Origin of the sequence: Collinsella sp. LCP21S3_A9 (assembly GCF_052118785.1) — a bacterium.
Lineage (GTDB): Bacteria > Actinomycetota > Coriobacteriia > Coriobacteriales > Coriobacteriaceae > Collinsella.
On the sequence record NZ_JBQKGN010000052.1, the window covers coordinates 1 to 1,315 of the forward strand.

A 1,315-nucleotide genomic window follows, 5' to 3' on the forward strand; every position below is an offset into this window, starting at 1 on the left:
CGGGTCATGACGCACCGCCGAGCGCGGCGAAGTCGATCCCGGCGGCACGCATCGGCTCGGTGAGCGTCGCGAAGTGGGGGGTGGAGATCATGTCGCGGACGACGACGGCCCATGCGGCGTCCCCTGCGGCGTCCCATGCGGCGTCCCATGCGGCGTCCCGTGCGGCGGACCATGCGGCGTACCGTGCGGCGATCTGCACCTGGTCATCGGTCAGGGTGGGCAGCAGCGCCAGATAGGCGACCACCTCACGGCCACACGGCCCGAGCGCCTGCCACGCGGGCAGCTCCCGCACCACACGCCACCCAGCGCACCCGACCTTGCGCATCGCCCCGGGCACCACATCGGCCAGCGGCTCCACCTCCAGCAGACGGCTCGGCCACCCCATGCCGGAACAGTCGGCAGGCTCGGTCGATGCGGCCAAATGCCCTGCCGGGTCATACCTGGGCTCACCTGAGGGCGACGGATGCCACACCTCCACACCCTCGACCGGCCCACGCTCAGCCACCCACCGGAAGCCGAGGTCGTACCACGACGTGCCGTCGGGGCGGATAGCCTTGTAGTACGTCATCACACCCACCTCCTCGCAGCGGCGTGCCAGTTGGTCGGCAAGTCGTGGTCGTAGATGCTGTAGTCATCCCAGTTGATCTCGCTCACGATGCCGTCACCTCGATTTGGGTGCTCTTCCCGGGGCGTCGGATCGCCATCTGGATGACGCTCCGTCCAACATCGCGGGCGAACTCGTCACTGGGTCTGATGCACGAGAATCCGTTGAGCCATAGGCGCTCGGGTGAATCGTCGTCCTGGTAAAGGTAGGCGTCGCCGTAGGGCCAAGTGTTCGCCTCGGCTATCGCGGTGACGGCCGCCTCGATGCGCTTGCGGGCCTCCCGCATGTCGGTGATGGCCTGATCGAGTTCGACTAGGTGGGCTAGTAGGTCGCTCACGATTCGTCACCCGCCTCGATCCGCTTGGCGCGCATGTCCGCCCCGGCGGTTCGTCCCTCGTCCCACGCCTCCGCCTTGGCCTGCCGGATGATGTCGGGCAGGACGGCGGAGAGGGCGAGGTCGGCCAGGTGTTGATCGTGAAGCTCGACCACGCCGCCCAGCTCGGACCAGTCACATCCCGCGCAGCGGATCGACCAGCTCGGCACATGAACATCAAAGTTGTGGCTCGCGATGGCCTCGGCGGCTCGCTCGCGCACCTCGTCGGTCAGGTATCGGTCGAGGTCACTCATCGTCATGCCTCCTCTTGCTGTGACGGGCGAGACTGCTGCCGTACGGGTCGGAGTCGTAGCGCTCGTGGGGGCACGGGCTGCCGT

The 1,315-nt window shown here is 67.8% G+C and carries 3 protein-coding genes; all 3 read right to left on the reverse strand.

Translation table 11 applies throughout. The features are described from left to right. Positions 1-4 precede the first annotated feature (4 nt). Complete coding sequence (locus tag ACTQ05_RS09470) at positions 5-568, reverse strand: hypothetical protein (RefSeq protein WP_441538960.1); 564 nt, start codon at positions 566-568, stop codon at positions 5-7. A gap of 82 nt (positions 569-650) precedes the next feature. Beyond that, the gene (locus ACTQ05_RS09475) at positions 651-941 is read right to left on the reverse strand and encodes a hypothetical protein (RefSeq protein ID WP_432232230.1); all 291 of its coding nucleotides are present in this window, start codon (positions 939-941) and stop codon (positions 651-653) included. Then, a partial coding sequence (locus tag ACTQ05_RS09480) for a hypothetical protein (protein WP_441538962.1) occupies positions 938-1,315 on the reverse strand: 378 nt, incomplete at its 5' end. The genes ACTQ05_RS09475 and ACTQ05_RS09480, both read right to left, overlap by 4 nt.

What these genes read in the sequence shown, in the direction of transcription:
- ACTQ05_RS09470 (WP_441538960.1), bottom strand. Translation starts at nt 568, where the DNA reads ATGACGTACTACAAGGCTATCCGCCCCGACGGCACGTCGTGGTACGAC.